The organism is Caballeronia arationis (assembly GCF_001544975.2).
GTDB lineage: Bacteria > Pseudomonadota > Gammaproteobacteria > Burkholderiales > Burkholderiaceae > Caballeronia > Caballeronia arationis.
In genome coordinates this window covers 1-4,774 of record NZ_FCOG02000260.1, presented here as the reverse complement: position 1 = coordinate 4,774, position 4,774 = coordinate 1, and the positions used below count along the sequence as shown (strand labels likewise).

Genomic DNA, 4,774 nt, shown 5'->3' with positions numbered 1-4,774 from the left:
AATCACCTCCCATTAGGCGTTCGGGACCTCTCGCCCCGCCTTGACAACTCTTTCGCGTCACTAATCTTGGAAATGAGCCGAGTATGTCACTCGGCCGTTACCAGACGGAGAAAGGGGATGCCTTTTTGTATCGACGCCTCGTCTATAGTTTTCACAAAGACCCGTCGCGGTATCAACGCGAGAGCGACGATCTTGTCGGAAGACGGCACTCGAATCGGCAAAATCAGCGATATCGCGGAAAGGATTGTTGCTGACGTTGAATTCGTTTCGCTCGCGGTCCGCTCGGCGTTTGTCAAAGAGGCCCGAAATGTGAATCCGACGGTTTTCGGTCGCGCCGATCACAACGACGAAGTCTTCGCATCAGAGTACGCACGAGCGTTACTTGTTGAGGCGGAACAAGTCCTGTTGGCCCGCATGTGACCGGTCGAGCACAGCTCTCACCCCACGGGACGAACGCACCCTGGGGGCGCTCTCGCCGACGTTTTGGTCAGTGCGGCGTGGTTTGCAGTAGGTCACGCGCCAAGCCCAGCATTCCGTCCGCGATGCTGGCCGAATCGGTGCTGTACCTACCATCACGCAGTGCGGCTTTGATGGCTGCCACTTTGTCTGTATCGATATCAGTCGCGCTCGATCCGTGCAACGTGGAAGACGGCGACAACTTCACGGCAGAACTGCCTGCCGTGACGGCGTTCGACTGTTGTGCGGTGACGGAAGCGTAGTCGGTATTAGTGTTCGTCGCGCGCCGGATATCGATTTGGCGTGAGGTGTCCGCGCCGCTGCTTGTTTGGATCTTCATGGTTTCGTTTCTCGCTGGCTTCAGTTTTTTAACGGAGCCTGCTTTGAAATCTTTACCGTGCGAGGGGGCGTGCGGGTGCACAACCACCTCATCGGTAGCCGGAGAGCCTTGCTGGGCGAGGTCTCCGCCCATTTGAAACAAATTGAAACAGAGTGTGAGCGGGCGGACTACGTCGCGGCGTTGAAGATAGCGCCGAACACGGACGAGCCGCGATCCATTGGGGCGGCGGTTGTTGCGGGCGGTGCAATCTGAGCCAGCTTGTCGGCCAGTGCGGCCTCTGAGAACGGCTTTACGATGTAGCCGTTAGCACCGGCGCCGATTGCGGCGATGACATTTTCGCGCCTTTTCTCAGCGGTCACCATCAGTACCGGAAGGTCGGCATGATCCTCCGACTTGCGGATCTCTTGCAGCAGGGACAGCCCGTCCATATTGGGCATGTTCCAATCGGTGATGACGAGATCGAACCGCTGTGTGTTGAGCTTTTCAAGCGCTGCAACGCCATCATCTGCTTCGTCGACGATCGTATAACCTATCGACTTGAGCATTTTTCGAATCAAACTGCGCATGGTGGCCAAGTCATCGACCACCAACAAGCGTGTATCGCCATTCGCCATCGGTTAATCCTTCTCTCTCATCACTTTTATGAACGACGGCGGACCATGCCGGCGACAGCGCTATCAGGCTATGTGCGCAGGCGATCGGCGGTCGCGCCCTTCCGACGGACCCCGCTGCTGCATTAGCGGCGGCAAGATCGTCTTCCACGCTTAGAACGTCGCCCAATCGCCATCGGCCGCCGTATGCACCGGGTGCGCGGCCGCAAGCGATGGCTTCGCCGCTCGCGTCACCGGTGGCGATTTCTTGGGCGTCGCTGTCCGCGTCGGCTGCGGCGCATAGTTGTTCGTTGACGACACGGAGAGCGTTTGGCCAGTGCGGAACACGGCGACGGCTGCGGTCAATTGCTTCGCTTGGTCCTCCATCGAACCTGCCGCTGCTGCTGCTTCCTCAACGAGCGCCGCGTTTTGCTGCGTGACCTCGTCCATCTGGGAGATCGCTTGATTCACCTGCTCGATGCCGCGGCTTTGCTCGTTCGAAGCCGAAGCGATCTCACCCATGATGTCGGTGACGCGCTGGATAGCGGTGCCGACGCGCTGCATGGTCTCCCCTGCCCGCGCGACGAGTTCCGTACCCGCTTGCACTCGGTCGCCGGAGGTTTCGATCAAACTTTTGATTTCCTTCGCAGCGGCTGACGAGCGCTGTGCGAGGCTTCGGACCTCGCTCGCGACTACCGCAAAGCCACGGCCTTGCTCGCCTGCGCGCGCCGCTTCGACCGCCGCGTTGAGCGCCAAGATGTTCGTTTGGAAGGCGATGCCTTCGATCATGGCGATGATCTCAGCGATCTTTGCGGAGCTCTCCTCGATGCCCGCCATCGTGTCGACGACCTGACCGACGATGGCACTGCCCTCGTTGGCTACGACGTTGGCGTTGTCCGCCAGGCCGCTCGCCTGCACGGCGTTCTCGGAATTCTGCTTGACCGTGGAGGTAAGCTCTTCCATGCTCGCGGCGGTTTCCTGAAGAGAAGCCGCTTGCTCCTCCGTGCGCGATGACAGGTCCGTATTGCCAGCAGCGATCTGTTTGCTGGCGCTGGCAATCGCCTCACTGCTCAGCCGAACAGTCCCGACCGTGGCGACCAATTTATCTTTCATGGTCGCGACGCCGGCAAGCAATTGCCCCATCTCGTCGCGCGTCTTAATCGACACCTCGTGCGTGAGGTCGCCGTTCGAAATGTGCTCGAAGTGCTTCAGCGCCTCGGCAAGTGGCGTCATGATGGCCCGGCGCAGGACGAACCAGCCAAGCGCTGCGGTAGCAAGACCCACGAGCAATGCCAACACTCCAAGTGTGCGCAGTTTCGACACGCGGGCGTCGCTTTCGGCCGTCTGACGCTTCGCATCGGCGAGTTGGAAATCCTGCAGCTTGTCGAAGGCTTCGATACACCGGTTGTAGGACGTCGGCATATCCTGGAACGCGATGCGGCCTATCGCCTCTTTGTCGCCCGCTTCGATCGCAGCGCTGAATTTGTTGACGACCTGTCGCATGTCGGCGCGAGCTTCCGCAACGCTCTTTGCCAATGCGTTCTCGTCGGCTCCGCGTGGGGCAGACTCGTACTTGCTGTACCACTCGTCTGATTTGCGCATAAAGCCATTGGCGCGTGCAACCAGTCCGCCGGCGTCTTTGTCCGCCGGGTTCAACGCATAGCGGTCGAGCGCGAGCCGCGCACGCGCGATGTAGTTGTTCGATATGCCGAGAGCGTTGACCGCTGGCAGCGAATTGTCAGCGATGTCTTTGGCCGATGAATAGGTAGCAGTGATGCCGTACAACCCAAAGCCGACTGAGAGCGCCAGCAGAAAGCCGAGGAAAACCATGGTGAGCGCAAGCCGCGCCCGAATCGTGAGGTTCTTCATAGTTCTTAGTTCTAGCGCTCAAAGTAAGGCAACACAATCGCGCAGTGGCGGGTGCCTGCCGCTTCTCGATTAGAAGAGGGTCAATGTCTATCGGCATCGACCGTCACAAGCTGCAGTAAAAAAGATATTTAATGACGGGTCGGTAACAATGACTGCATGCGCTCCTGCCTTTTCGCTGAGCTTGTGGCAACGTGCGGCTGACTTGACTCGACGGGGTTGTTGGTAAGCTCATAGGAATCAATAGCCGCAGAGCGACGCCACGAACCGATGTCCAAAAGAAATCCGACGAAGTCGCAGCGCGCCGTAATGGAGTTGCTCGATCAGGGCTTACCGGTCGAGCAGATCGCGAACAGTCTCGGCAAGAGCGTCTTGGCTGTGAAGAAGCAACTAAACCGAATCAAACGCCGAGTCCGAGAAGGAAGGATCGACCCCTCTCCTCTGCCGATCGAACGCGCCGCGAGCGAGCCACGCATCTACCTCGCGGGCTTTGACGTCTTTCGCCGGAACGCCAAGGATTACGGCGAGCACCTCAAGCAGCTCTGCCGCGATCGCGGTTTTGTCGGGCTCTATCCGCTCGACGGGCAAGTGCCCTCCTTGCTTCAAAGGCAAGACGCTGCGCGATGGATATATGCCGCGAACATCGAATTGATCCGTTCGGCCGATATCGTAATGGCGAATCTCGATGACTTCCGGGGCGCGGGCGAGCCGGACTGCGGCACTGCGTTCGAAGTTGGCTTCGCTGTCGCGCTCGGCAAACCGGTGTGGGCGTATCGGTCAACCGAAGCGACGCTCGCTCAACGCGTTGAGGCAGCAGCGACTGAAAACGAAGGCGCTTTCTGTGCCGGCGGCTATCTCATTGAGGACTTCGGCCTGAGCGTCAATCTGATGCTCGCTTGCTCCGCGCAGATTGTCGTAGGCGGGCCGGCTGCTTGCCTCGATGCCATTAGGAGCCTGGTCGACGACGGCACCCCCGGCTTTGGTGGCTCGAGGTTGGCGAAGCGTTAGCTTCGCTGTAGGGTTTGGGTTGAGCGAACTTCAGTATATCGACTTCTATGTCTGACGATCTTTGGCTTACCGCACCGGAAGACGCTTATGCGCAATGGCAACGGGAGGAAGCTACCGGTGCCGATCGCCGCGCGTTCGCCGACCAGTCGATCGTTCAGCATCGATCGATGTTTTCGCGGTTCAACGACTATCTGACCGCGCACCGCGTGACTGTGGCGAACTACGGCGCGGACCACCTCGACGGCTTCTTCACCGACCTCGCGCAGGACTGCGCACCGGGCACAACGACGCGCCTGCGCTATCTCAAGCTGATCGATCGGTTCACGCGCCACCTCGTCAATATCGAGTTGCGTGCCGACAATCCGGCCGCGCAGATGCTCGTCAACGAGAACTGGCCAGAAGACGAACCAAGGCCGATCTACCTGTCGTCGGAAGAGGATGCGCGATTACAGGCGGTATGCGTCTCGACGGAAGATGCGGCGTTCAAGGAACTGAGAAATACGGCGATCGTTGC

General features: G+C 59.3%; 6 protein-coding genes. 3 read left to right on the top strand and 3 right to left on the bottom strand.

Annotated elements, in window-relative coordinates; translation table 11 throughout:
- Positions 1–117: 117 nt before the first annotated feature.
- Positions 118–420: a hypothetical protein gene (locus AWB81_RS40500; RefSeq protein WP_062644000.1), complete on the top strand. Its 303-nt coding sequence runs from the start codon at positions 118–120 to the stop codon at positions 418–420.
- Positions 421–487: 67 nt separating this feature from the next.
- Here AWB81_RS40500 and flgM read toward each other — a convergent pair whose 3' ends face one another.
- From flgM to AWB81_RS40485, 3 genes are all read right to left on the bottom strand, one after another.
- On the bottom strand, positions 488–796 hold the full coding sequence (gene flgM, locus AWB81_RS40495; protein ID WP_062643998.1) for a flagellar biosynthesis anti-sigma factor FlgM: 309 nt from the start codon (positions 794–796) through the stop codon (positions 488–490).
- A 167-nt stretch (positions 797–963) separates the two neighbouring features.
- Positions 964–1,410: a response regulator gene (locus tag AWB81_RS40490; protein WP_087135552.1), complete on the bottom strand. Its 447-nt coding sequence runs from the start codon at positions 1,408–1,410 to the stop codon at positions 964–966.
- Between the two features lie 150 nt (positions 1,411–1,560).
- Positions 1,561–3,255: a methyl-accepting chemotaxis protein gene (locus AWB81_RS40485; protein ID WP_062643996.1), complete on the bottom strand. Its 1,695-nt coding sequence runs from the start codon at positions 3,253–3,255 to the stop codon at positions 1,561–1,563.
- Between the two features lie 306 nt (positions 3,256–3,561).
- On the opposite strand from AWB81_RS40485, the gene AWB81_RS40480 reads away from it, so the two are divergent.
- A complete protein-coding gene (locus AWB81_RS40480; RefSeq protein ID WP_087135553.1) occupies positions 3,562–4,260 on the top strand; it encodes a nucleoside 2-deoxyribosyltransferase in 699 nt (232 codons plus the stop codon).
- 47 nt (positions 4,261–4,307) lie between these two features.
- The coding region (locus AWB81_RS40475) for a site-specific integrase (protein ID WP_510183684.1) at positions 4,308–4,774 on the top strand (467 nt) is incomplete at its 3' end.